The following is a 24,087-nucleotide window of genomic DNA, read 5'->3' as shown; positions in this document are numbered from 1 at the left end:
CCCGCCGTCAGCGCTCGGCGGTGACCGGTGCCGCCTGAAGCCCGTAATCGTCGGCCTGGATGAAGGCCGCGCGCAGCGGCTTCAGGACGAACAATGCCAGCACCGCGGCGACCAGATTGAAGCTGGCGGCGATGTAGAACACGGCGTGCCACCCGAAATGGCTGGCGATGATGCTGCTGAGCGGGACCAGCAGCGCCGCCGTGCCCTTGGCGGTGTAGAGCATGCCGGCGTTGGTTGCCGCGAACTTCGAGCCGAAGGTGTCGCCGGCGGTGGCCGGGAACAGGCTGTAGATCTCGCCGAAGACGCAGAAGAACATCGCGGTGAAGATCACGAACATCACCGGATTGCGGCCGAGCTGCGTCACCAGGATGATGGCGAGTGCGGCGATGCCGAAGGCGATGAACATGGTGTTCTCGCGGCCGATGCGGTCCGAAACCCAGCCGAAGAAGGGCCGGCCGGCGCCGTCGAGGATGCGGTCGATGGAGATCGCCAGCGTCAGCGCCGGCAGGACGAGGCCGAACATGTTGATCGGCGAATCGGCGACATGGAAGTCATGGGCGATCGGGGCGATCTGGGCCGCCGCCATCAGGCCGCCGGAGGCCACCATCACGAACATGACGTAGAGCAGCCAGAAGACCGGGGTGCGGATGACGCGGGACGGCGGATGGTCGATTTTGGTTTGGGCAAGCCCGTTCTTTCGCGCCGCCGCCTGCGACTTCGGCGCCTTGCGCAGGAAGAAGGACAGCACGAAGATCACCACGCCCTGCCCGATGCCGAAAACCAGGAAGGCCTGCTCGTAGCCTTGGGAGGCGATCATGTTGGCGATGGGAATGACCGTGGCGCCCGCACCGGCGCCGAAGCCGGCGGCGGTGACGCCCGCGGCGAGACCGCGCTGCTGCGGGAACCATTTCAGCGCGTTGCCGACGCAGGTGCCATAGACGCAGCCGGCGCCGATGCCGGAGATCACCGCCGCGGTGTAAAGCATCGGCAGCGACGTGGCTTGGCTGTCGATCACCCAGGAGCCGCCGACCAGCAGGCTGCCGACCAGAACCACCACCTGGGGGCCGTAACGGTCGACGAACCAGCCCTCGACCGGGACCAGCCAGGTTTCGGTGAAGACGAAGATGGAAAAGGCGATCTGGATGGCCGCGCGTCCCCAGCCATGCTTGGCATCGATGGGATCGACGAACAGCGTCCAGCCATATTGCAGGTTGGCGATCATCGCCATGCACAGCAGGCCGACGCTGAGCTGGAACCATTTGTTGTGCAGAAGACCGCGGTCTTCGGTCGTCTCTGTGGTCATGCCCCAAAGTCCCGTTGAGCGTGGGGGCGCAGGACCGGCGGGGTGCGGCTGTCCGCTGTGGCGGACCACCCGCATCGCACCGCGTCGAGCGCCGTTCGGACATGACTGTGCGCCTCAACAATCCGTATTCCAAATACCGGATACCGAATGCGTTATTCTTTTCCACATCGTGGAATGCGTTGAAAAGTCTCGCTTTTTCACTGCAGCAGGCATGCACCGATTGCTTGTCTTGCGAACATAACTGTCAAGGCAGAGCCATGCGGCGCACACATATTTGAAATACGGTATCTGGTATACAGAATATCTTGTTGCGGCGCGGCAGCAGGCGCATGATCCGGCCATGTTCAACGGCGCTGATGAGCCGCGCCGCAGCCAGGGGAAATCGTATGATGTCCAGCATCCTGACCCGCCTGTTCGCCGGTTCCGCCGCTCTGGCCCCCGCCGGCTTCGCCCCTGGGGGAGTCGACTTTCCCGCGGCATTCCCGCACATCGCCCTGCCGGATCTGTTCGCGGGTTTCCGCACCCGCCATGGCGGCGGCAAGCGCAAGCCGGAATCGCCGGACGTCGCGATGTCCTGGGCCGAGTTCGGCCGGGGGTTTTGAGCGGGTTCTTCCGAACGCGGCCCGGATCAGGCCGCGGAGATCAGGCTGCAGAGATCAGGCCGCCGAGTTCTGGGTCAGCAGGGTGGTCAGCCAGCGGAAATTGGCCCCGTTGCCGGTCTGGATGGCGCTTTCCACCACCTGCATCGCGGTGGCGGGGTCCTGTGGGTCGGGCACCGGGGATGCAGGGTCCATCCCGGCCCCGCCCTGCCCGTCCTCCTGCGCGAACAGGGTGACGGCACCGACGCCGAGGCGCACGGAGGGCTGGGCGTTCGGCACCACTCCCGTGCCGCCGGCACCGGAGGCGTCGCCCTCCCCGACCCCGTTCAGGGTTTCCAGCATCGCCGCGAACTGGCCGGCCAGCGCACCCGCCTGCCTGGACGCGGACGTCCCTTTGCGCTCCAGGACGTCTTCCGCCCTGATGCGCATGGCTTGCGTGGCCTCGCTGTTGGCCATCATCGACATGGGACCATCCCCGGCGGTTTGTGGCGAACCGCAGAGATACACGCAAAAATCACGCCATCAACACAACCGGCGATTCACAAGGGCCGGCACCGCCCCTGCGACGATTTGACCGGCAAAAATTTCCCAGCCGCCCGGCAGAAGATTCCCAGCGGCCCGGCAAGCGTTGCCGGGCCGGCTTGAGATCAGTCGCGGAAGTTCTGGTACTGCAACGGCTGCTCGATGCCCATCCGCTTGACCAGGGCGATGGCGTCCTGCAGGTCGTCGCGCTTCTTGCCCGTCACCCGCAGTTCGTCACCCTGGATCGAGACCTGGACCTTCATCTTGCTGTCCTTGATCCCTTTGACGATGGTCTTCGCCAGATCCTGCGCGATTCCCTGCTTGATCGTCACGGTGTGGCGCAGGGCATCGCCCGCGGCGCGCTGCGGCTGTGCGGTGAAGTCCAGCGCCGCGGCGTCGAGCTTGCGGCGGGTCACATAGACGCGCAGCAGTTCCTGCATCTGAGCCAGCTTCGGCGCGTCGTCGGCCAGCAGAACGATCTCGTTCTCGGTCCGCTCCACCGTGCATTGGGAGCCCTTGAAGTCGAACCGGGTTTCGATCTCGCGGCGGACACCGGCGAGGGCGTTGTCGATCTCGTGGACGTCCGTCTCGGACACGATGTCGAACGACGGCATGGCGGCACTCTCCCTGATAGGACTGCTGAAAAACGAATCGGGCCAACCGTAAAGAAGACGGCCGCCGCACTCAACAGCCGCCTTCCCGAACCGTCGCCGTTCCGGTCAGTCCATCTGTTCGGCGTAGTGACAGGCCACCAGCCGCTCATCGACGGTGCGCAGCGGCGGAACCTCCGCGGAGCAGCGCTCGGTGGCGAAGGGGCAACGCTTGTGGAAGGAGCAACCGGGCGGCGGGTTCAGCGGCGACGGCAGCTCGCCCTTCGGCACCACACGGTCGAGGCGGAGATCCGGGTTCACCCGCGGCGTCGCCGCCAGCAGGATGCGGGTGTAGGGGTGCCGCGGACGGCTGAACACCACGTCCTTGGCGCCATGCTCCACCGGCTTGCCCAGATACATCACCATCAGCGAATCGGCGATGTGGCGCACCACGCTGAGATCGTGGGAGATGAACAGGTAGGCGAGGTTCAGCTCTTCCTGCAAATCCATCATCAGATTCAGCACCTGCGCCTGGATCGACACGTCGAGCGCCGACACCGGCTCGTCCGCGACGACGACGCGCGGATTGAGCATCAGGGCGCGGGCGATGGCGATGCGCTGGCGCTGGCCGCCGGAGAACATGTGCGGATAGCGGTCCACCTGATCGGGGCGCAGGCCCACCTTCCCCATCATGGCGACCGCGCGGTCGCGCCGCTCGTGCTTGTCCATGGCGGTGTTGATGACCAGCGGCTCGGTCAGGATGGAGCCGACCGTCTTGCGCGGGTTCAGCGAGCCGTAGGGATTCTGGAAGACCATCTGCACCGTGCGGCGCAGCTCCTTCATCTCCGCGGCACTGCGCCCGACGACCTCGCGGCCGTCATAGAGCAGTTCGCCCGAGCTGGGCGGCTCGATCATGGTGACGGAGCGGGCCAGCGTCGACTTGCCGCAGCCCGACTCGCCGACCACCGCCAGCGTCTTGCCGGCCTGGAGGCGGAAGGACACGCCGTCCAGCGCCTTCACCGTCGCCATCGGCTTGAAGGCGCCGCGCTTGACCGCATAGTGCTTGCGAAGGTCGCGGGCTTCCAGCACGACCGAATTGCCGGCCGAGGCCTCGAAGATATGGGGTTCGGTCTGGATGGTCATCACAGCGCCTCCCCGGCGGCCAGATGGCCGTCCGGCAGCGGGTAGAAACAGCGCGCGCGCCCGTCGTCCACATCGAACAGCGCCGGGCGCTCGGCACGGCAGCGCGCGTCGGCGAAGCGGCAGCGCGGGCTGAACAGGCAGCCGGCCGGCCGGTCGGCGATGCCCGGCACCATGCCGGGAATCGTCGGCAGCCGGCGCTTGCCCAGGGCCCGCTCCGGCAGGGCGTCAAGCAGGGCGCCGGTGTAGGGGTGGCGCGGCCGTTCGAACAGGGACTGGACCGGGCGCGTCTCCGCCACCTGCCCGGCATACATGACGACGACGCGCTGGGCCGTCTCCGCCACCACGCCCATGTCGTGGGTGATCAGGATCAGCGCCATGCCGCGCTCGCGCTGCAACTGGACCAGCAGGTCGAGGATCTGCTTCTGGATGGTGACGTCCAGCGCCGTCGTCGGCTCGTCCGCCACCAGCAGGCGCGGGTTGCAGGCGATGGCGATGGCGATCATCACGCGCTGGTTCATGCCGCCCGACAGCTGGTGCGGGAAGGCCGACAGGCGGGTTTCCGGCGCGGGGATGCCGACCTGCTCCAGCAGCGCGATGGCGCGGTTGCGCAACGCCTTGCCGGACAGCCCCTCATGCACGCGCAGGGTCTCCATGATCTGGAAACCGACGGTGAAGCAGGGGTTCAGGCTGGTCATCGGCTCCTGGAAGACCATGGCGACGTCCTTGCCGGTGATCTTCCGGCGCTGGGCGGCGGGCATGGTCAGCAGATCCCGGCCGCCGAACATCATCCGGTCGGCGACGACGCGGCCGTTGGAGCCGAGAAGCCCCATCACCGCCAGCGAGGTGACGGACTTGCCGGAGCCGGATTCGCCGACGATGCCGACGACCTCGCCTTCGTCCACGGTCAGGTCGATGCCATCCACCGCGCGGAAGGTGCCGGCGCGGGTGGTGAACTCGACCGACAGGTTCTTGATGTCGAGAAGAGGCATGAGGTCAACGCTTCAGCTTGGGGTCGAGCGCGTCGCGAAGACCGTCGCCCAACAGATTGAAGGCCAGCACCGTCACCAGGATGGCGATGCCGGGCCAGGTCACGACCCAGGGGGCGCGCTGGAGGAACTGGAGCGAGGAGGCCAGCATGGTGCCCCATTCCGGCGTCGGCGGCTGCGCGCCGAGACCGAGGAAGCCCAGCGCCGCGGCGTCGAGGATGGCGGTGGAGAAGCCCAGCGTCGCCTGCACGATCAGCGGGGCGACGCAGTTGGGCAGAACCACGATCAGCATCAGGCGCAGCGGCCCGGCCCCGGCAACGCGCGAGGCGACGACATAGTCCTTGTTCACCTCGGCCAGCACGGCGGCGCGGGTCAGGCGGGCATAGTGCGGGATCACCACCACCGACACCGCCAGCATGGCGTTCACCAGCCCCGGCCCGAGGATGGCGGCCACCACCACGGCCAGCAGCAGCGACGGCAGCGCCAGCAGGATGTCCATGGCGCGCATGATCAGCACGTCGGCCATGCCGCCGAAGAAGCCGGCGACCAGCCCCAGCCCCAGCCCGACGGCCAGCGACAGGGTGACGACGATCAGGCCGATCATCATCGACAGCCGCGCGCCGTACATCAGGCGGGACAGCATGTCGCGGCCGATGTCGTCGGTGCCCAGGATGTAGCTCCAGCTTCCGCCCTCCTGCCAGACCGGCGGGGTCAGGATGGCGTCGCGGTACTGGATGTCGGGATTGTGCGGGGCGATGACGCCGGCGAAGACGGCGATCAGCGCGATCAGCGCGATCACCACCAGACCGCCGAGCGCGCCCTTGTTCTGCTTGAAGTGATACCAGAACTCAGTCAGCGGGTGCGGCGGGCGCGACACTTTGACTGCGGGTTCTGCGTTGGTCGAGATTTCAGCGGACATGGATTGGCCTCACCGCGCGTGACGGATGCGGGGGTTGAGGACGCCGTACAGCACGTCCACCAGCAGATTGACCAGGATCACCGAGGTGGCGATCAGCAGGACGCCGCCCTGCAGGGCCGGATAGTCGCGGCGGTTGATCGATTCGATCAGCCATTTGCCGACGCCCGGCCAGGAGAAGATGGTCTCGGTCAGAATCGCGCCGCCCAGCAGCGTGCCGACCTGCAAACCGATGACGGTCACCACCGGGATCAGCGCGTTGCGCAGCGCATGCATGCCGATGACCCGGCCATCGGCCAGACCCTTGGCGCGGGCGGTGCGGATGTAATCCTCGCCCAATACCTCCAGCATGGCCGAGCGCGTCATGCGCGCCACCACGGCCAGCGGCACGGTGCCCAGCACGATGGTCGGCAGGATCAGATGCGACAAAGCCGAACGGAACGCCTCGTAATCGCCGGCCATCAGCGTGTCGATCAGCATGAAGCCGGTCACCGGCTCCACGTAATAGACCAGATCCAGGCGCCCCGAGACCGGGGTCCAGCCTAGTGCGACCGAGAAGAACAGGATCAGCAGCAGGCCCCACCAGAAGATCGGCATGGAATAGCCGGTCAGGCTGGCCCCCATCACGCCATGGTCGAACAGCGACCCGCGCTTGACCGCCGCCAGGATGCCGGCCGGCAAGCCCACAAGCGTCGCGAACAGCATGGCGCACAGCGCCAGTTCGAGCGTCGCCGGGAACAGGGTGATGAATTCGCTCAGCACCGAATTGTGGGTGACCAGCGACAGGCCGAAATCGCCCGACAGCACGTTGCCGACATAATCGAGGAACTGTTGCCAGAGCGATTGGTCGAGACCCAGTTCATGGCGAAGGGCGGCCAGCCGTTCGGGCGCGATACCCCGTTCGCCGACGCGCACCTCGATGGGGTCGCCGGGAACCAGCCGGATCAGGATGAAGGTCAGAAAGGTGATGCCGAGAAAAGTCGGAATCACCAAGCTTACCCGCGTCAGGATGAAGCGAAGCATCGACGGGTACTCGTTTTTTAAAACTACGGTGAAAACTGGAACGGAGCGCTGGCCCGGCAGAAAAACCGCTCGGGCCGACACCCCGTTCCATCAGGGGCACCTGCCCCCACTCCGGCCCTCCCCCGCTTGCGCAGGGTTGGGAATGCCACTCTGTTCAAAGGGTTGGAGGCGCGGAACCCCACGCCTCCAACCCGGTACACCCGGCGCCGCACCCCCTTTTTGCAGGGGCGCGCCGCGCATCACTTCAGGTCGACGCCTTCGAAGCGATGGACGCCGAACGGGTCCATCTTGTAGCCGACGACGTTCTTGGCGAGGCCCATGTAAACCACCGAATGGGCGATGGTGTACCACGGGGCCTCTTCCTTGAAGATGACCTGCGCCTGCTCGTACAGCTTGGTGCGCGCGGCGATGTCGGTGGTGCGCTTGGCCTGGACGACGAGGTCGTCGAACTCCTTGTTGCACCACTTCGACAGGTTGTTGCCGCCCGGACGCGCAGCCTCGCAACCCAGCAGGGTATAGAGGAAGTTGTCCGGATCGCCGTTGTCGCCGGTCCAGCCGAGCATGCCCATCTGGTGCTCGCCCTGCTGCATCCGCTTGCGGTACTCACCCCACTCGTACTGCACGATCTTCGCCTTGATGCCGACCTTGGCCAGATCGGCCTGCATCATCTCGGCGACGCGCTTGGCGTTGGGGTTGTACGGGCGCTGCACCGGCATCGCCCACAGGTCGGTTTCGAAGCCGTTGGGATAACCCGCGTCGGCGAGCAGCTTCTTGGCGCGCTCGACGTCGTAGGGATAATCCTCGATGGCGTCGTTGTACGACCACATGGTCGGCGGAATCGGGTTCTTGGCCGGGACGCCGGCGGCCTGATAGACCGCGGCGACGGTCGCCTTCTTGTCGAGCGCCATGCTGACAGCGCGGCGGACGCGCACGTCGTCGAACGGCTTCTTCGTCACGTTGAAGGAGACGTAACCGACGTTCAGGCCTTCCTGCTCCTGGACGACGATGGAGGTGTCCTTCTTCATGCCGTCGATGTCGGCCGGATTCGGATACGGCATGATCTGGCATTCGTTGGCCTTCAGCTTGGCCAGACGAACCGCCGCATCGGGCGTGATCGCGAAGACGAGGTTGTCGAGCGGCTGCTTGCCGCCCCAATACTGCTCGAACGCCTTGTACCGGATGACGGCGTCCTTCTGGTAGGCGACGAACTGGAAGGGACCGGTGCCGACCGGAACCTGGTCCAGCTTCTCCGGCGTGCCCTTCTTCAGCAGCATCGCACCGTATTCGGCCGACATGATCGGGGCGAACGGCATGGCGAGGTTGGCCAGGAACGGCGCCTCGACCGCGTTCAGCGTGAACTTGACCGTCAGGTCGTCAACCTTCTCGATCGACTTCAACAGCTTGGGCATCGCCATGTCGTTGAAGTAATCGTAGGCGCCGCCGGAGATCTTGTGGAAGGGATGATCCGGCTTCCACTGGCGCTCGAACGAGAAGATCACGTCGTCGGCGTTGGCGTCGCGGGTCGGCTTGAAATCGCCGACGTTGTGCCACTTGGCACCGGCACGCAGCTTGAAGGTGTAGACCAGCCCGTCGTCGGAGATGGTCCAGGATTCGGCCAGGCCGGGAACGACCTTGGTGCCGCCATGCTCGAACTGGACGAGGTTGTTGTAGACCGGAAGGGCAACGTCGAAGCTGGTGCCGGTCGTGTTCAACATGGGGTTGAAGTTTTCGGGGCTTCCCTCGGAGCAATAAACAAGGGTCTTCGCCGCCTGGGCCGGCGCCGACAGCGCCAGCGCCGCGGCCATACCAAGCCCGGCACCCAGCAGGATGCGCTTCATTCGTCTTGCCTCCCGATTCCGATTGGAGCGTATGGAAATTTGCCAGAACGCCTATGGAAATAGCGTCGCCATTTGGCGCGTGCCCAAGGCGCCTGTCAACGCCTACATGCATACGTGGCTATACCGTGGCGCAGAGCACAATTCGTGGCGCCAATACGTCCGTATGGATACATTTTCGCCCCCGAAAACGAAACAGTTGCAAAGCCAACCATCCGGTTGACCGAACCGGCAGCTTCCTACCCCGGCGAATCAGGCTTACCGGGTGTATCGCCAGGGAAATGCGCGCAGCCGATGGAGGCGGTCGGCTGCCATGCGCACCCGCCGTGAAGTCCGGCGGCGAACCCCATGCTAGGCTGGGTTGCACCTGTTATGAAACCATTTTTCGGATACCGGTCCGGCATGCCCTTTCCGCTTCTGCCGTCCTTCCTGCGGTCTGGACCGCTGGCCGCCTACAGCCTCTACATCGTCGGGTCCGCGCTGCTGGCCTCCAACCCCGTGGTCGGGCGGGCGGCGGCGCATGTGGTGCCGCCGGTCGGGCTGGCCTTCTGGCGCTGGCTGATCGCCTTCCTGATCGTGCTGCCCTTCGCCCTGCCGGGCCTGCTGGCCCACCGCGGCCAGTTGAAGGCGCAATGGCGGCGTTACCTGCTGCTGGGCGTGCTGGGCCAGGGGATTTCAGGCGCCATCGTCTATTACGGGCTGGAGCGGACCAGCGCCACCAACGCCAGCCTGATCTATGCGACCAGCCCGGCGATGATCCTGGCGCTGGCCGCGGTCTGGCTGGGCGACGCCATCCGGCCGCGGCAGATCCTTGGCATCCTGCTGGCGATGGCCGGCGTGCTGGTGATCCTGACCCGCGGCGATCTGGAGGCTTTGCGGCACCTGTCCTTCAATGGCGGCGACCTGCTGGTGCTGGCCGGGGCGGTGTCCTGGTCGGTCTACACCATCCTGCTGCGGCAATCGGGCACACCCCTGCCGGTGGTCACCGCTTTCGCCGCCAATGCGCTGGCCGGCGTGCTGGTGCTGGCGCCCTTCTATGCGTGGGAGACGGTGGCGGTGCGGCCGGTCCCCATCTCCGTCTCCACCGTCCTGTCGATCGTCGCCGTGGCGCTGTTCGCCTCGGTGCTGGCGCTGCTCGCCTATCAGAAGACCATCGTGATGATGGGCGCGGCCCGCGCCTCGACCTCGCTGTACGTGTCGCCGCTGTGGGCGGCGCTGGCCTCCTGGGCAATGCTGTCCGAGCCGTTGCAGAGCTTCCATCTGATGGGCGTGCTTCTGGTGCTGCCCGGCGTGATGCTCGCCACCCTGCAAGCCCGCAGGCCGGCGGCGGAGCCGGCGGGCAAAGCGGCCTGAGCGGCTTGAGCAGCATCGCCGGCTCCGGAACGCTTGCCGGTATCGGCAACCGGTATCGCTTGATCGGCAAGGGCCGCCCTCCCATCTTGGCCGGACCTTCGCCACCCGCATCCGTCCGGCCATGACCGATACCGCCCCCACCCCCTTGCTGCTCTGCGCCGACGATTACGGGCTGGCGCCCGGCGTCAACGCCGCCATCCGCGACCTGATCGCCCAGGGCCGGCTGACCGCCACCTCGGTCATGAGCCTCTGCCCACACTGGCGCAGCGGGGCGGATGCGTTGCGCGCGTTGAAGGACAAGGCCGACGTCGGGCTTCATTTCACCCTGACCGACCAGCCGCCGCTGGGGCCGATGCCGACGCTGGCGCCGGACGGACGACTGCCGCCGCTGGGGCGGCTGATGGGCTGGGCCTATCGCGGGAGGCTGAACAGGCCGGCGGCACGGGCGGAAATCCGTGACGAACTGTCGCGCCAGATCGCCGCTTTCGCCGATGCCTGGGGTGGGCCGCCCGACTATATCGACGGCCACCAGCACATCCATCAGTTGCCGGTCGTCCGCGATGCGGTGGCGGAGGCGCTGGCTTCCCTGCCCGGCGCTTATGTCCGCCTGTGCGGCGAGCCGGTGGCGGCGGTGCTGCGCCGGGGCGTGGCGGTGCCGAAGACGCTGCTGATCGGCGGGTTGGGCGGCGGGCTGAGACGGACGGTGCGGGACTGCGGCATCCCGGCCAACGACCGCTTCGCCGGCGTCTACGACTTCGCCGGCAGCCGGCCCTTCGCCGAGCTGATGTCCCGTTTCCTGGACGGGATCGGCGGCCGGACCCTGGTGATGGTTCACCCCGGCCTGCCCGATGAGGAATTGCGCCGCGTCGACACACTGGTCGAGCCGCGGCGTGCCGAATACGACTATCTGCGCGGGCCGGAGTTCGCCGCCCTGCTGGAGAAGCGCAACATCCGACTGACCCGCTTCGCCGGCTTTCCCCGGTAGGGGCGGTTATTCCGCCTCGTCCGGCTGCCAGGCGCGGCGGCGCAGCTTGAAGCGCTGGACCTTGCCGGTTTCCGTCCGCGGCAGGGCGTCGAGGAACTCCACCGCGCGGGGGTATTTGTAGGGCGCGATGTGCTCCTTGACGAAGCTTTGCAGTTCCTCCGCCAGACGCTCGTCGGGGCGGACATCGTCGCGCAGGACGACGAAGGCCTTGGGAATGGTGCCGCGCACCGGGTCGGGGGCGGCGATCACCGCGCACTCCTGCACCGCATCGTGGCTCAGCAGGATGTTCTCGACCTCCAGCCCAGAGATCTTGTAGCCGGCCGAGACGATCAGGTCGTCGGTGCGGGCGTGGTACCAGAAGAAGCCGTCCTCATCGACGTGGAAGGCATCGCCGGTCAGGTTCCAGCCCTGCTGGACATAGCTTTCCTGGCGCGGATCGTCGAGATAGAGACAGCCGGTCGCACCGCGCACCGCCAGCCGGCCGACCTGACCGGGGGGAAGCCGGCGGAACTGGTCGTCCACCACCATCGCCTCATAGCCCGGCACCGGCTTGCCGGTGGAGCCCGGCCGCACATTGCCGGGAACGGCATGCAGCACGGCGTTCAGCAGCTCGGTGGTGCCCAGGCTGTCGAGGATTTCCAGGCCGGTGGCGTCGCGCCAGCCTTCGAAGGTCTGCTGCGGCAGCGGCTCTCCGGCGGAGATGCACAGGCGCAGGCCGGACAGCCCCTTCGCCAGCGCCGGGTCGGCGGCCATGCGGCCGATCATGCCGCGATAGACGGTCGGCACGGTGAACATCACCGTCGCCTTGTGGCGGGTGGCGGCCTCGATCAGCCGGTCGGCGGTCCCGCGCTCCAGCAGGATCACCGAGGCGCCGATCCGCAGCGGGAACAGCAGCAGCCCGCCCAGCCCGTAGGCGAAGGCCAGCGTCGGCGAGCCGCAGAAGACATCCTCGGCCGTCGTCCCCAGCACGGAGCGCGGCGACAGGTCGGAGATCGCCAGCAGATGGCGGTGCAGATGGGCGGCAGCCTTCGGCGTGCCGGTGGTGCCGGAGGTGAAGGCGATCAGCGCGACATCGTCCTGCGCCGTGTCGGCGGCCTCGAAGCCCGGCGGCTTGGTGGCGATGCGGTGTTCCAGCTCGCCGTCGCGGAAGCCGACGATGCGCAGCGACGGCAGAGCCGCCTCTTCCAGATCGTCGAGGAAATGCGTGTCGCACAGCGCCATGTCGATGGAGGCGCGCTTCAGCACGTCGGCCAGCTCGGGCGCGCGCAGCAGCGGCATGGTCGGCACCAGCACCCCGCCGGCCTTGATCACCGCCAGCCAGCAGGCGGCCAGCATCGGCGTGTTGGGGCCGCGCAGCAGGACGCGGTTGCCGGTGACCAGCCCGTAATCCTCGGTCAGGACGCGGGCGATGCGGTCGACGGTGTCGCGCATCCGGCCATAGCTCCAGACGTCGCCATCGCCGCCGATCAGGCAGGGGCGCCCATCCCAGCCGCGCTCGCGCCAGCCGTCGATCAAGGCGGATACGGCGTTGAGGCGTTGCGGATACTGGAGTTCGGGACGGTCGAGAATCAGATCGGGGCGCTGCGACGGCGTCGGCAGCCGGTCACGGGTGAAGCTGTCGAGATGTCCGGATGGCGTCATGCGCTGCGTCGTCTCCCCCCGTTGCAGGACGGGAAGAACGGGGCCGGCGTGATCGGTGGGCGGACCCGGCCGCCACACGCGCGGTTCAGACACGGCCATACCATCGGCCGGCGCGAATGCGCATCCCTTCATGGGCAATGCTCCATCTCCCCCCGCAGAGGACGCATGAACACGCCTCCGTCTTATCTTTTATGATCCGACTATAGTGCCAGGGGGAGCAAGTGAGCCATGCAACGAACGAATGGTGGGTGCACCATCAATCGCCATTCGTGCCGGGACAAGTGACTGAAAAGGCCGGTTTTTCGTTGGTAAGACGCATGATTTGGAACGAAAGTACGGGTCGGCGTACCGATCGTCAGCCGTTCTGCAGGTAAAGATCGATCTCGCCCTGCTCCATCACGTGGGCGGTGCCGTGGATGATGCCGTTGGCGATCTGGATGATGCGGTGGATCATCGCGACGGAGGTTTGGCAGTCCATCCGCAGCTTGTCGGGATCGCCGCTGTCGATGTCGGTGCCGATCCGCTCCAGCGTGTGGGCGATCACCTGATGGGCCTGGGCGATGGTATCCTCGAAAGGACGGAGGAACTTGGACGGCACATGGCCATAAGCCTCGATCGCCAGGTCCTTGTCGGAAAAGCCGCTGTCGCGGAAATGCTCGGCATAGCTCTTGGGCTGCCAGATCCGGCATTCCTCCAGCATGTCCGGCATGTCCGGGATCATCTCGATCAGCATCACGATTTCGTTGAAGTGATTGAGATAGTCGGTCGCCAGCAGCGTCTTCTCGGAAATGTTCGTGCCGCGCACGCGCTCCCGCCACCGGGCGAAGTCGGCCAGCTCATCCGGCGGAATGCCATCCATCAGGGACCGATCCAACTCTTGGTCTTCCATGCACAAACCCGGACCCGATGCGGCAGCCCACGCGATACCCCGGCCGGCACAGGTCCGCCGGCCTTGAAACGGCAGGATGCGCCCAAAGACGCCATGCCCCAACCGTGTGCCGATGTCCTTAACGTTGGATTAAACGCGTTGCAAGTGCCGGCTTGTGAAAGTCCCTGATTGACGGAAGCGAAACGGCGACATGGCCGTTATCTTGGCAGATAAAAAGTTCGCCGCCGGCGCCACCCGCATGATGTCGCGGCGGCGCCTGGCGGCGATTAGGATTGGCGGTTCAGGGAGGAATCACACCATGCCATGTCCAACACCGCCGCCAACGGTTGGTTCCCGAGCAGGACAGTCGGCGATTCGAACGCTGCCTTGGCGGAAAAGAAAAACGCGCCGGCCTGGGGGTTGGCCGGCGCGCACGAGGATCGGGAACACTCGCCTCGCCCTCGCACAGCAACGGAAAGACCGATGCTGGAGGGCAAAGACAGAGTAGGCTTGTAAGCCTTTCCGAACGGTTAAGTCCGCTCGTCCGGCATCCCCTATGCCATACCGGTCATAGGCTGCCCGCAAGGCCCGGCGGGCGACATCCGGCCTTGCTTCATATTATGCATACTGAGTAACCCGTTCTCGGTATCTCCAATAAATCTTTTGGGTTCACTCCCGTTAGGCCGCGGACTGCGCCATATGAACTCCACCGCTGCAGCTCGGGATGAGTCAGTCTGCTGATCGAAGCAGCGGCGATGGCGTCGTGATCTTCGGCAGAGCCGCCCAGGCGGTTCGATCGCCGGATTTCAGCGCCGGACATGCGGACCGGGAACATGCGCCCGGGAGAGATCGAGTTGCACCTGCCGTATCCGGGGTTCCGGACACGGCATATCGGGTGGATGCCAGGAACACGCGCCGCAGAAAGGCACGGGGAGAGAGATGGAGCAGTACACCGGTCACTTCATGCAGCATTTGCCCTACCTGCGCCGCTACGCCCGCGCGCTGACCGGGACGAACGGGCGGGGGGACGCCTTGGTGACCCGCACCCTGGAATGGTATCTGGAGGCGGACGAGGCGGAAAGCGGCCGTGGCGACGACACGTCGCGCGGCACGCTCTATCGCCATCTGCACAAACTGCAGGATGAAGACGGATCGCCCCCCGCGGTCGCGCCCTATCATCCGGTGGAATCGGCGCTGATGACGCTGGCGGAGACCGACCGCCGGCTCTACCTGCTGGTCAACCTGGAGGATCTGCCGGTCGGCGAGGCTGCCGCCGTGCTGGGCCTTGCCCCGGAAGACGCGGTGGAACGGCTGACCCACGCCCGCGAGCGCGTCCGTGCCCGGCTGACCGCCACCATCCTGATCGTCGAGGACGACGCCATCATCGCCTACGATCTGGCGGAGACGGTGCGCGGCATGGGCCACATCGTCTGCGGCAACGCGGCGACGATGGATGAGGCGCTGTCTCTGGCGGCCGAGCACCGGCCGACGCTGGCCCTGATGGACATCCGGCTGGCCGACGGCGACAACGGGCTGGAAGTGGCGCGCGAGCTGCGGGCCCGCCGGTTCCTGCCGGTGATCTTCGTCACCGCCTTCCCGGACGATCTGGCCAAGCACGGGCTGGAGCATCTGGGCCCGGTGATTCCGAAGCCCTTCACCCGCGACCAGATCGAACAGGCGATCACGCGCGCCGTGTTCATGCCGCAGCCGGAGGACGCCCGCGAGACGCAGCCCCACTGAGGGGCTGCGCCGCTTCACTCGGGAGGCTTTAGCGGAAGACCACCGTCTTGTTGCCGTTCAGCAGCACACGATGCTCCACGTGGTAGCGGACGGCACGGGCCAGCACGATGTTTTCGATGTCACGCCCGATGGCCACCAGGTCGTCGGGCGTCATCGTATGGTCGACACGCTCCGCCTCCTGCTCGATGATCGGGCCTTCGTCGAGGTTGGAGGTGACATAGTGCGCGGTGGCGCCGATCAGCTTCACACCGCGGGCATGGGCCTGATGGTAGGGCTTGGCCCCCTTGAAGCTGGGCAGGAAGCTGTGGTGGATGTTGATCACCCGGCCGGCCATGCGCTCGCACAGCGCGCCGGACAGCACCTGCATGTAGCGGGCGAGCACCACGAGGTCGACCCTCTCCTCGTCGACGATCTCCAGCAGGCGGGCCTCCTGCTGCGCCTTGTTGTCGGAGCCGACCGGCAGATGGTGGAACGGGATGTTGTGCCACGCCGCCAGCTGGTAGAAATCGCGGTGGTTGGAGACGATGGCCGGAATCTCGATCGGCAGATATCCGGTGCGGTAGCGGTACAGCAGATCGTTCAGGCAGTGGCCGAACTTCGACACCATGATCAGCACGCGCGGGCGGCGCCGGGCGTCGTGGATCTTCCAGGTCATGCCGAAGCGCTCGGCCACCTGCGCCGCGAAGTCGGCCTCAAGCTGCGCCTTCCCGGGCCCGGCCGGGTTGCCGTTGAAGCTGACGCGCATGAAGAACAGGCCGGAGATGCGGTCGCCGAACTGCGCGCTGTCGATGATGTTGCAGCTCCGCTCCGCCAGGAAGCCGGACACCGCGAAGACGATGCCGACGGTGTCGGGGCAGGAAACGGTGAGGATATAGTCGGAGCCGGTCTCAGACATCGCGCGTCCACCATGGCGTAACAGCAAGAAAAGGGGGAAGCTTCCCTAGCACGAACGCCGCGATGTTGCACCCGCTTCATGAGCGAGTGTGCACATGGCTGTGCCGTCCGGCGCGATTCTCCCCGATGCCGGGCGGTCCACGCCGCTCTGGCATCGGCCGGCCGGCGGTGCGACAATCGGCAACGGCGGCCGGACCGGCCGGCGGAGGAAGACGGAGTCACCCATGGCATCCGGCGGCAAGATCATCGGTGAATACACCAAGGGCAAGGTCGACAAGCTGATGACGGCGGATGCCGCCGACAGCAGCCGCAGCCAGCGCATCCGCCATTTCCTGGAAAACATGGACGCCGCGATCCTGGAGGCCAACTGCGAGGTCATCGGGCGCGAACTGCCGAACCTCAACCGCGACTCCTTCCTGCGGATGGCGGTGCGGGTGGCGGAACTGCGCGCCGACTATATCCGTGCCGGCCTGAAGATGTCGGAGTCCCGGCACCCGGACGCTGCCGCCGTCGCGGACCTCGCCCGCCTGCGCGCCGCCTACGAGCAGATGCTGGCGGTGTACGAGGCCGCGGAACGGGTGATCGAACGCGGATACGCCAAGCTGGGATAGGCGCCAGGGTTTCGCCCTTTTCTCTGGAAACAGGACCCGGAAACAAAAATCCCCTTCCCCGCGGTTTTGCGGAGAAGGGGGCGCGACCCATCGGTCACAAAATTCAGTGGCGACCTACCCAAAAGATACCCGGTCGGCCGAAGCCGACGGCCGGGGTCAAACGTCGTGGAAATGTTCCAACTCACGACGCAGGCTGGTGGCCTCCTGTTGCAGGCCGACGATCCGGCGGACGTCAGGACTCGCCTGCTGTTCCTCGCGTTCGAGCTTGTCCTCGATATCGCGCTGCTCTTGCCGGATGATGTTGAACAGTGCTTTCCTCAACATCGACACCTCCCGAGCTGATCGCTAAAATTTTAGCGCTTTTTCAGTTCGCCATCAAGCAACCAATGACCTCTGTCGAATCCTCGGCACGTCAAGTCTGCCCTGGTTACCGAATGCCCACAAATATTCAGAAACGGTAATCTGGCCGGCCTTGACAATACTTTTGCGCCGCCGCATTGGTTAATGATTCAGGCTAGATGAACGGATGGCACGGCTTGGGGCCGATGCCTTCCCTCCTTTGCAGCACGGTATTTTTGGCCATGGATCGACGACAGCTGCTTGGGCTCGGACTCAGCAAGCTTTGGTTAACCGCCTTCGGCACCGCCGGTCTGGCGCTGGCCCAGCCTTTGGGTTCGGGCAGCGCCGAGGCGTCGGGCCGGCGGCCCGACCGCAAACCGGCCAGCGGCACTTCGTCGCGGTCGCGGCTGGTGATGCTCGATCCCGGCCACGGCGGCAACGATCCCGGCGCCATCGGCACCCGCGGCACCTTCGAGAAGGAAGTGACGCTGGACATCGCCCGCGACGTGGCGCGCATCCTTGCCGAGCGGCATGGCGTCGCCGTCAGGCTGACGCGGCACGACGACCGTTTCCTGGCGCTGGACGACCGGGTCGCGCTGACGCGCGAGACCGGGGCCGACCTGTTCGTGTCGATCCACGCCGACAGCGCCCCCAATGCCGATGCCCGCGGCCTGTCCGCCTACATCCTCTCGGAAAAGGCATCGGACTCCTTCGCCTCCCGCCTCGCCCAGCAGGAAAACCAGGCCGACCGGTTCGGCAAGCCGGGGGCGGCCGGCGGCGGCCGGATCGTCAAGGACATCCTGATGGACCTGACGGCGCGCCACACCCGCCATGCCTCGCTGGCCGCCCGCCAGATTCTGGTGGAGGGGGCGGGCAAAGAGCTGCGCCTGCTCGAAAACCCGATGCGCGCGGCCAATTTCGCGGTGCTGAAGGCGCCGGACGTGCCGTCGGTGCTGGTGGAAACCGGTTTCCTCTCCAACCCCAGGGACGAAGAAATCCTGCGCGACGCGACCGCCCGGCGGGTGGTTTCCCGCGTCCTGGCCCGTGAAATCGCCGGCGTGCTTTCCAGCCCAGCTTTCGCCTGATTTCACACCGAAACTGCATGAGGCGCTGCGGCCGATCTTCTGCCGCGGCCGCTCCTTCGCAATCGCAGCGACTGCAACATCCGTGCATCACATCGGGACAAAGTGACGATGACTGGTGAAAGCCTCGAATTTCCCCATTGCAAAGACCGTTCCGCCGTGACTTTTTCCGGCCGCGCGCCGATTCCGCCCGGCGCTGGCCATGCAGGCGAAAGGAGGCACACTGTGACGGGTTCGAGCCGCCTTTGGACAGTCTTCGCACTCGCCTGCACCGCCGGTGTTTCGCTGGCCGGCTGCGGGCCGCTGGTGCTGGGCGCCGCGGGCGGGACCGCCGTCGTGGCGACGCAGGAGCGCGGCTTCGGCGGCTTCGTCAGCGACACCGAAATCCGCGCCCGCATCAATTCGCTGTGGCTGCAGCATTCCATCGACCTGACCAACCGCATCGGCCTGACCGTCGATCAGGGCCGCGTCCTGCTGACCGGCCGCGCCGCCGACGCGCAGATGCGGCTCGACGCGGTGCGCCTCGCCTGGCAGGCCCAGGGCGTGAAGGAAGTCATCAACGAAATCCAGATCGACAACGGGTCCAGCATCGTGGACACCGCGCGCGACACCTGGATTTCGACCCAGATCCGCAGCCGCATCACGTTCGATGCGGATATTCATAGCCAGAACTACAGCATCGATACCGTCGATGGCGTTGTCTATCTGATGGGTGTCGCCAGTTCGCAGGAAGAGCTGGACCGTGCGCTCCAGCACGCCCGTTCGGTGCCCAACGTCCAACGCGTCGTCAGCTACGTCCGTCTGCTCCCGAACCCAAACATCCAGGGTTGAACCCCGACCGCCATGTCCTCCGCCCTATCCCGTGTCCTCGCCGTTCTCCGCACCGCCGCCGTCGCCGCAGCCTTGAGCCTGCCGGCGGCCTTCGCGGCCGGTCCCGTTCCGGCGCAGGACGCGGTGGCGCTGGACAATGTGGCGCAGGATGGGGCGAAGCAGACCGTACTGGCGCAGGACCAGGACGGCGGCGGGGCGGACAACCCGGCCGCCGGCACCCCCGGTCCGGCCAACCGCCTGTTCGTCCAGGCGTTGCAGCTGATCCGTCAGGCCGACAACACCTATGACGTCGCCGAGGAGGGCCGCCTGCTGAAGGAGGCGGACAAGCTGTTCAACGACATCGTGACGAAATATCCCGACAGCCCGCTGGCGGTGCAGCTCGTCACCAACCAGTTCGTCGGCGATTTCGACTTCTACGAATTCCGCTCGCGCATCCGTGCGCTGGTCTGCAACGACGCGCTGAACAGCCTGTGCTTCCTCCACCGCATCGGCGAGATGCTGCCGCCTGTGGAGACGCCGATCAACGCGGCGCGCTGGGACTGGCTGTCGCTGGCCGTCGCCTACCAGCAGCTGGGCGACACCGGCCGCGCCAAGGAGATCATGGCGCCCTTCGTCAGCGCGGTTCGCCGCGGCGGCGTCGCCGACAGCTCCGGCCAGGATCTGTTCGTCGCCCGTGCCCTGTCGCTGATGGGGCAGACGCCGCTGGCGCTCGACATCACCCGGCAGATCAACGACTGCTCGACCCGCATCTACAACCTCGCCGACATCGCCAAGGCGGCGGCGTGGCGCGGCGACGGCGGCCTGACCAACGCGCTGGCCGACGAGGCCAAGAGCTATGCCTCCAGCCACAATTGCGCCTGGGAGCTGGGGCTGGTCGCCCAGACGCTGCTGCGCGCCGGCAAGGAGGCGCAGGCCCGCACCCTGTTCCTGAACACGGTCGAGACGCAATTCTCGAAGTTCAAGGAAACCCGCGGCGACTGCTGCCCGCCGGAACTGGCGGTGGCGGCAGCCGACATCGGCGAGCCGAAGCTGGCGCTGGGCCTGCTCAGCACCGTGCAGGACGAAAATCCGTGGACCATCCCGGCGGTGCTGGGGCGGCTCGCCAAGCGCGGCGAGGCGGGCATGGCTGTCGCCTACGCCGATCAGGTGGCGGACATCGACACCCGCGGTGAGGCTTACGCCGAGCTGATCGAAGCCGCGATGAAGCGCGGCGAGCCGGCCATCGCCAACGACCTGATGAACCGCCTGAACAAGCTGGTGGACGAGGCCGCCGGCCGCCGCCCCGGCCTGCTGGCGCAGCGGGCCAAGGCGGAGAAGGTCTTCTACAACGACGACCGCTGGCGCCGGACCTTCCAGCTGGCGATCAACGCAGCGGAGAAGGCCAGCAACTTCGTCCGCCGCGACATCGGCGCCCCGCTGCTGGCCGCGCTGGTCCGCATCGAGACCGGGCTGCCGATGCTGGACTGACCTGAAGACAGTTTCAGTTCACCCCATCGCCAGCACCAGCTTGCCGACATGCTGGTTGCTCTCCATCAGCCGGTGGGCGTCGGCGGCCTGTGCGAGCGGAAAGACCTCGTGGACGACCGGCCTGACCGTGCCGGCGGCCACCAGCGGCCAGACGCGGGCCTTCAGCTGCTCGGCCACCGCCTGCTTGTAGGCGACCGGCCGCGCGCGCAGGGTGGAGCCGGTCAGCACCAGCCGCTTTGTCATCACCGGGAAGAAGTTCACGTTGGCCGTCGCCCCGCGGACGAAGCCGATGCAGACATAGCGGCCCTCGACCGCCAGCGCGTCGATGCTGCGGGCGACATAATCGCCACCGACGATGTCCAGCACCACATTCACGCCGGCACCGCCGGTCGCCCCCTTGACCACCGCGACGAAATCCTCCTCGGCATAGTCGATGGCGCGTTCGGCGCCGAGCCGGACGCAGGCGGCGCATTTCTCGGCACCGCGGGCGGTGGCGAAGACGCGGGCACCGAAAGCCGCCCCCAGCTGGATTGCCGTGGTGCCGATGCCCGACGTGCCGCCATGGACCAGCAGCGCCTCACCGGGCTGGAGCGCGCCGCGCTCGAACACGTTCGACCAGACGGTGAAGAAGGTTTCCGGCAGGGCCGCCGCCTCGGCCATCGACAGGCCGTCGGGGATCGGCAGGCACTGTGCCGCCGGCACCACGCAGAACTCGGCATAGCCGCCGCCGGCCAGCAAGGCGCAGACGGGATCGCCGATGCGCCAGCCCTCCACCCCCTCGCCCAGCGCATCGACGGTGCCGGCGACCTCCAGGCCGGGGATGTCGGTGATGCCCGGCGGCGGGTTGTACTTGCCGAGGCGCTGGAGCACGTCGGGCCGGTTGACGCCGGCTGCCTGGACGGCGATGCGGATCTCGCCGGGCGCCGGATCGGGAACCGGGCGGCGCGCCGGGACCAGCACCTCCGGCTTGCCCGGCTGGCTCACCTCGATTGCCGTCATCAGTCTGGATTCTGCCATTCGGATCACTCCCCTGCCCTGTTCCGGTGATTGGTCTGGGGGGCACTCTGTCGTCGCGGCGGACGGCCAGTCCACGCGGCGATGGATCCGATTTCGCCCTGCGGAAAAGTCAAAAAAATGGCCGTGCTGCACACAGCACGGCCAGTCTCCGAGAGAAGCGCGAACATGCAAAACAACACATCCGCCCGATGAGAAAGGAACGCCTTTCCCGAGACAGACAATCGCACGGAACACGCCGATTTTCCCGAGAAAAAAGACGCTTTTCCATTCCGTGGAAACGGCTCTTTTCTCAAGAAAAAGGGCCACATCCCGTGAGGAATGCGGCCCGAAGTGCGCCAGGGAGGAATGCCAACGTGCACCACCTGCCGTCAGCTCTTGGCGTTCTTTTGCTTTATGCGTCTCTTTGTCCCTTGTGAGGAACGGGTCAGTTGGGAACCGGCACGCGGCCGCCCAGTTCCTGCGTCACCGCGGCGGCGGCGCGCTTGACCATTTCGCCCAGGGCGCGCAACCGCGCGTCCTCGATGCGCCGGCTGGAGCCGGACAGCGACAGGGCGCCCATCACACGGGAATTCTCGTCGAAGATCGGGGCGGCGACACAGCGCAGGCCGGACACCCGCTCCTCCTGGTCCAGGGCATAGCCGCGGGTGCGGACCAGCGTCAGGTCGCGGTACAGCGCCGGCAGCGACGACAGGGTGCTACGGGTGAACTGGCGCATGCCGCGCTGGGTCACGATGGTCTGCACCTTGGTCTCGGGCATGCCGGCCAGCAGCGCCTTGCCGACGGCGGAGCAGTGCAGCAGCGTGCGGTCGGTCTGCGGAACTGCGACCTGGGCGGCGCGGGGGCCGCCGACGCGGGCCAGATAGAGCGCCTCGCCATTCTCCTCGACCGCCAGATTGACGATCTCGCTGCTCTCCTCCATCAGGCGGCGCATGCGGGGACGGGCGACGTCGACCAGATTGCGGGTCTTCAGGAAATTGGCACCGGTCATGTAGGCCTGCACACCGACCACCCAGCCGCGCGCGCTCTGGTCGAAGCGCACATAGCGCTCGTACTGAAGCGTCGTCAGCAGGCGATGGGTGGTGGAGGGCGACAGGTTGGCGGCCTCCGACAGCTCGGTCAGCGTCATCGGACCGTCGTTGGAGCCGAGGATCGTCAGGATGTTCAGGGCGCGGCACAGCGACTGGACCACCTGGCCGCGTTCGGCCTTGGCTTCCTTGCCGTTGTCGTTCTTCACCCGCGGCGTCTCGATGATCGCGGTCTTGATGATGGCCGCGGCGCCCTCGCTGGGGTCGTCGTGGATGATGCGGCGGGCCAGGATGCTGTTTTGGGCTTGCGCTTTCATGTCCCATCTCCCTCGGGGTCCGGCGCGTTGGTTGCGCCTGTCTGTTGCGGCTGATGGCGTGAGTGACAGAAGGCTTGGCTAAGACCGCGGGACCGTCGCGGACGGCGGTCCCGCGGGGAAACGGTTACCCTTTGAAAATCGCCTGCATGGTGGAGCCCAGGCTGGCGGGGCTGTCGGCGACGGCGATGCCGACCGACTTCATGAAGTCGATCTTGAAGTCGGCGGTGTCGTTGCCGCCGGAGATCACCGCGCCGGCATGGCCCATGCGGCGGCCCGGAGGAGCCGTGCGGCCGGCGATGAAGCCGACGACCGGCTTCTTGGTGCCCGAGGCCTTGATGAACTCGGCGCCGCGGACTTCGGCGTCGCCGCCGATCTCGCCGATCATGATGATGCCCTCGGTCTCCGGGTCCTTCACGAACAGCTCCAGGCTGTCGACGAAGTTGGTGCCGTTGACCGGGTCGCCGCCGATGCCGATGCAGGTGGTCTGCCCCAGGCCGGCCGCCGTGGTCTGCGCGACAGCTTCATAGGTCAGCGTGCCCGAGCGCGAGACGATGCCGATCTTGCCGCGCTTGTGGATGTGGCCCGGCATGATGCCGATCTTGCACTCGTCCGGCGTGATGATGCCGGGGCAGTTCGGGCCGATCAGGCGGGTGGCGGAACCGGCCAGTGCGCGCTTGACGCGGACCATGTCCAGCACCGGGATGCCTTCGGTGATGCAGACCACCAGCGGGATCTCGGCGTCGATGGCTTCCAGGATCGCGTCGGCCGCAAACGGCGGCGGCACGTAGATCACGGAGGCGTTGGCGCCCGTCTTCTCGACCGCCTCGGCGACGGTGTCGAAGATCGGCAGGTCGAGGTGCTTGGCCCCGCCCTTACCCGGCGTGACGCCGCCGACCATCCTGGTGCCGTAGGCGATGGCCTGTTCGGAGTGGAAGGTGCCCTGGGCTCCGGTGAAGCCCTGGCAGATCACCTTCGTGTTCTTATCGACGAGAACAGCCAT

23 protein-coding genes are annotated in these 24,087 nt (G+C 66.6%); 8 read left to right on the top strand and 15 right to left on the bottom strand.

From position 1 onward, the window contains the following. Positions 1–7: 7 nt before the first annotated feature. Entirely contained in the window at positions 8–1,303 is a 1,296-nt protein-coding gene (oxlT, locus tag GBZ48_RS14945) for an oxalate/formate MFS antiporter (protein WP_174471760.1), read from the bottom strand. A 386-nt stretch (positions 1,304–1,689) separates the two neighbouring features. Between oxlT and GBZ48_RS14940 the strand changes: the two genes are divergently transcribed. Beyond that, positions 1,690–1,905 carry a hypothetical protein gene (locus GBZ48_RS14940; protein ID WP_174471759.1) on the top strand — a complete coding sequence of 72 codons (216 nt, stop codon included), beginning with the start codon at positions 1,690–1,692 and terminating at the stop codon, positions 1,903–1,905. A gap of 54 nt (positions 1,906–1,959) precedes the next feature. Here GBZ48_RS14940 and GBZ48_RS14935 read toward each other — a convergent pair whose 3' ends face one another. From GBZ48_RS14935 to GBZ48_RS14905, 7 genes are all read right to left on the bottom strand, one after another. Continuing rightward, positions 1,960–2,367, bottom strand: coding sequence for a hypothetical protein (locus GBZ48_RS14935; RefSeq protein WP_109050121.1), 408 nt, complete (start codon positions 2,365–2,367; stop codon positions 1,960–1,962). 182 nt (positions 2,368–2,549) lie between these two features. Further along, positions 2,550–3,038 (bottom strand): YajQ family cyclic di-GMP-binding protein, encoded by a 489-nt coding sequence (locus GBZ48_RS14930; RefSeq protein WP_174471758.1) that lies wholly within the window; start codon positions 3,036–3,038, stop codon positions 2,550–2,552. Between the two features lie 105 nt (positions 3,039–3,143). Then, the gene (locus GBZ48_RS14925) at positions 3,144–4,157 is read right to left on the bottom strand and encodes a peptide ABC transporter ATP-binding protein (protein ID WP_174471757.1); all 1,014 of its coding nucleotides are present in this window, start codon (positions 4,155–4,157) and stop codon (positions 3,144–3,146) included. After that, positions 4,157–5,146, bottom strand: a complete 990-nt coding sequence (locus tag GBZ48_RS14920; RefSeq protein WP_174471756.1) for an ABC transporter ATP-binding protein — start codon at positions 5,144–5,146, stop codon at positions 4,157–4,159. Before GBZ48_RS14920 ends, GBZ48_RS14925 begins: the two co-directional genes overlap by 1 nt. A 4-nt stretch (positions 5,147–5,150) precedes the next feature. Next, positions 5,151–6,062, bottom strand: a complete 912-nt coding sequence (locus GBZ48_RS14915) for an ABC transporter permease subunit (protein WP_174471755.1) — start codon at positions 6,060–6,062, stop codon at positions 5,151–5,153. 9 nt (positions 6,063–6,071) lie between these two features. Further along, entirely contained in the window at positions 6,072–7,082 is a 1,011-nt protein-coding gene (locus GBZ48_RS14910; protein ID WP_174471754.1) for an ABC transporter permease subunit, read from the bottom strand. A 239-nt stretch (positions 7,083–7,321) separates the two neighbouring features. Continuing rightward, on the bottom strand, positions 7,322–8,920 hold the full coding sequence (locus GBZ48_RS14905; protein ID WP_174471753.1) for an ABC transporter substrate-binding protein: 1,599 nt from the start codon (positions 8,918–8,920) through the stop codon (positions 7,322–7,324). A gap of 399 nt (positions 8,921–9,319) precedes the next feature. On the opposite strand from GBZ48_RS14905, the gene GBZ48_RS14900 reads away from it, so the two are divergent. Together GBZ48_RS14900 and GBZ48_RS14895 are read left to right on the top strand one after the other, a co-directional pair. Next, on the top strand, positions 9,320–10,270 hold the full coding sequence (locus tag GBZ48_RS14900; protein WP_246307196.1) for a DMT family transporter: 951 nt from the start codon (positions 9,320–9,322) through the stop codon (positions 10,268–10,270). Between the two features lie 121 nt (positions 10,271–10,391). Next, positions 10,392–11,255, top strand: a complete 864-nt coding sequence (locus GBZ48_RS14895) for a ChbG/HpnK family deacetylase (RefSeq protein WP_174471751.1) — start codon at positions 10,392–10,394, stop codon at positions 11,253–11,255. 6 nt (positions 11,256–11,261) lie between these two features. On the opposite strand, the gene GBZ48_RS14890 is transcribed toward GBZ48_RS14895, so the two are convergent. Together GBZ48_RS14890 and GBZ48_RS14885 are read right to left on the bottom strand one after the other, a co-directional pair. Beyond that, complete coding sequence (locus tag GBZ48_RS14890) at positions 11,262–12,896, bottom strand: AMP-binding protein (protein WP_174471750.1); 1,635 nt, start codon at positions 12,894–12,896, stop codon at positions 11,262–11,264. 355 nt (positions 12,897–13,251) lie between these two features. Then, complete coding sequence (locus GBZ48_RS14885) at positions 13,252–13,755, bottom strand: hypothetical protein (protein WP_174471749.1); 504 nt, start codon at positions 13,753–13,755, stop codon at positions 13,252–13,254. 948 nt (positions 13,756–14,703) lie between these two features. Between GBZ48_RS14885 and GBZ48_RS14880 the strand changes: the two genes are divergently transcribed. Next, positions 14,704–15,504 (top strand): response regulator, encoded by an 801-nt coding sequence (locus GBZ48_RS14880; RefSeq protein ID WP_174471748.1) that lies wholly within the window; start codon positions 14,704–14,706, stop codon positions 15,502–15,504. Between the two features lie 28 nt (positions 15,505–15,532). On the opposite strand, the gene purU is transcribed toward GBZ48_RS14880, so the two are convergent. Then, positions 15,533–16,399 (bottom strand): formyltetrahydrofolate deformylase, encoded by an 867-nt coding sequence (gene purU / locus GBZ48_RS14875; protein ID WP_174471747.1) that lies wholly within the window; start codon positions 16,397–16,399, stop codon positions 15,533–15,535. A gap of 223 nt (positions 16,400–16,622) precedes the next feature. Between purU and GBZ48_RS14870 the strand changes: the two genes are divergently transcribed. After that, a complete protein-coding gene (locus GBZ48_RS14870; protein WP_109449699.1) occupies positions 16,623–17,009 on the top strand; it encodes a hypothetical protein in 387 nt (128 codons plus the stop codon). Between the two features lie 156 nt (positions 17,010–17,165). On the opposite strand, the gene GBZ48_RS14865 is transcribed toward GBZ48_RS14870, so the two are convergent. After that, complete coding sequence (locus GBZ48_RS14865) at positions 17,166–17,333, bottom strand: hypothetical protein (RefSeq protein ID WP_174471746.1); 168 nt, start codon at positions 17,331–17,333, stop codon at positions 17,166–17,168. Positions 17,334–17,590: 257 nt separating this feature from the next. Here GBZ48_RS14865 and GBZ48_RS14860 point away from each other — a divergent pair, with 257 nt between their 5' ends. The 3 genes from GBZ48_RS14860 to GBZ48_RS14850 all read left to right on the top strand — a co-directional run bounded on the left by GBZ48_RS14860 (position 17,591) and on the right by GBZ48_RS14850 (position 20,728). Further along, positions 17,591–18,433, top strand: a complete 843-nt coding sequence (locus GBZ48_RS14860; protein ID WP_174471745.1) for an N-acetylmuramoyl-L-alanine amidase family protein — start codon at positions 17,591–17,593, stop codon at positions 18,431–18,433. A 222-nt stretch (positions 18,434–18,655) separates the two neighbouring features. Next, a complete protein-coding gene (locus GBZ48_RS14855) occupies positions 18,656–19,261 on the top strand; it encodes a BON domain-containing protein (protein ID WP_174471744.1) in 606 nt (201 codons plus the stop codon). 12 nt (positions 19,262–19,273) lie between these two features. After that, on the top strand, positions 19,274–20,728 hold the full coding sequence (locus tag GBZ48_RS14850; protein WP_174471743.1) for a hypothetical protein: 1,455 nt from the start codon (positions 19,274–19,276) through the stop codon (positions 20,726–20,728). An 18-nt stretch (positions 20,729–20,746) separates the two neighbouring features. Here the strand turns inward: GBZ48_RS14850 and GBZ48_RS14845 are convergent, their stop codons facing one another. The 3 genes from GBZ48_RS14845 to sucD all read right to left on the bottom strand — a co-directional run bounded on the left by GBZ48_RS14845 (position 20,747) and on the right by sucD (position 24,087). Beyond that, complete coding sequence (locus GBZ48_RS14845; protein ID WP_174471742.1) at positions 20,747–21,745, bottom strand: NAD(P)H-quinone oxidoreductase; 999 nt, start codon at positions 21,743–21,745, stop codon at positions 20,747–20,749. A 424-nt stretch (positions 21,746–22,169) separates the two neighbouring features. Further along, complete coding sequence (locus GBZ48_RS14840) at positions 22,170–23,087, bottom strand: IclR family transcriptional regulator (RefSeq protein ID WP_109050104.1); 918 nt, start codon at positions 23,085–23,087, stop codon at positions 22,170–22,172. 124 nt (positions 23,088–23,211) lie between these two features. Then, positions 23,212–24,087, bottom strand: a complete 876-nt coding sequence (sucD, locus tag GBZ48_RS14835) for a succinate--CoA ligase subunit alpha (RefSeq protein ID WP_174471741.1) — start codon at positions 24,085–24,087, stop codon at positions 23,212–23,214.

This window comes from Azospirillum melinis (genome assembly GCF_013340935.1).
GTDB classification, from domain to species: Bacteria; Pseudomonadota; Alphaproteobacteria; order Azospirillales; family Azospirillaceae; genus Azospirillum; species Azospirillum melinis.
This window is presented reverse-complemented; position numbering and strand designations above follow the sequence as displayed.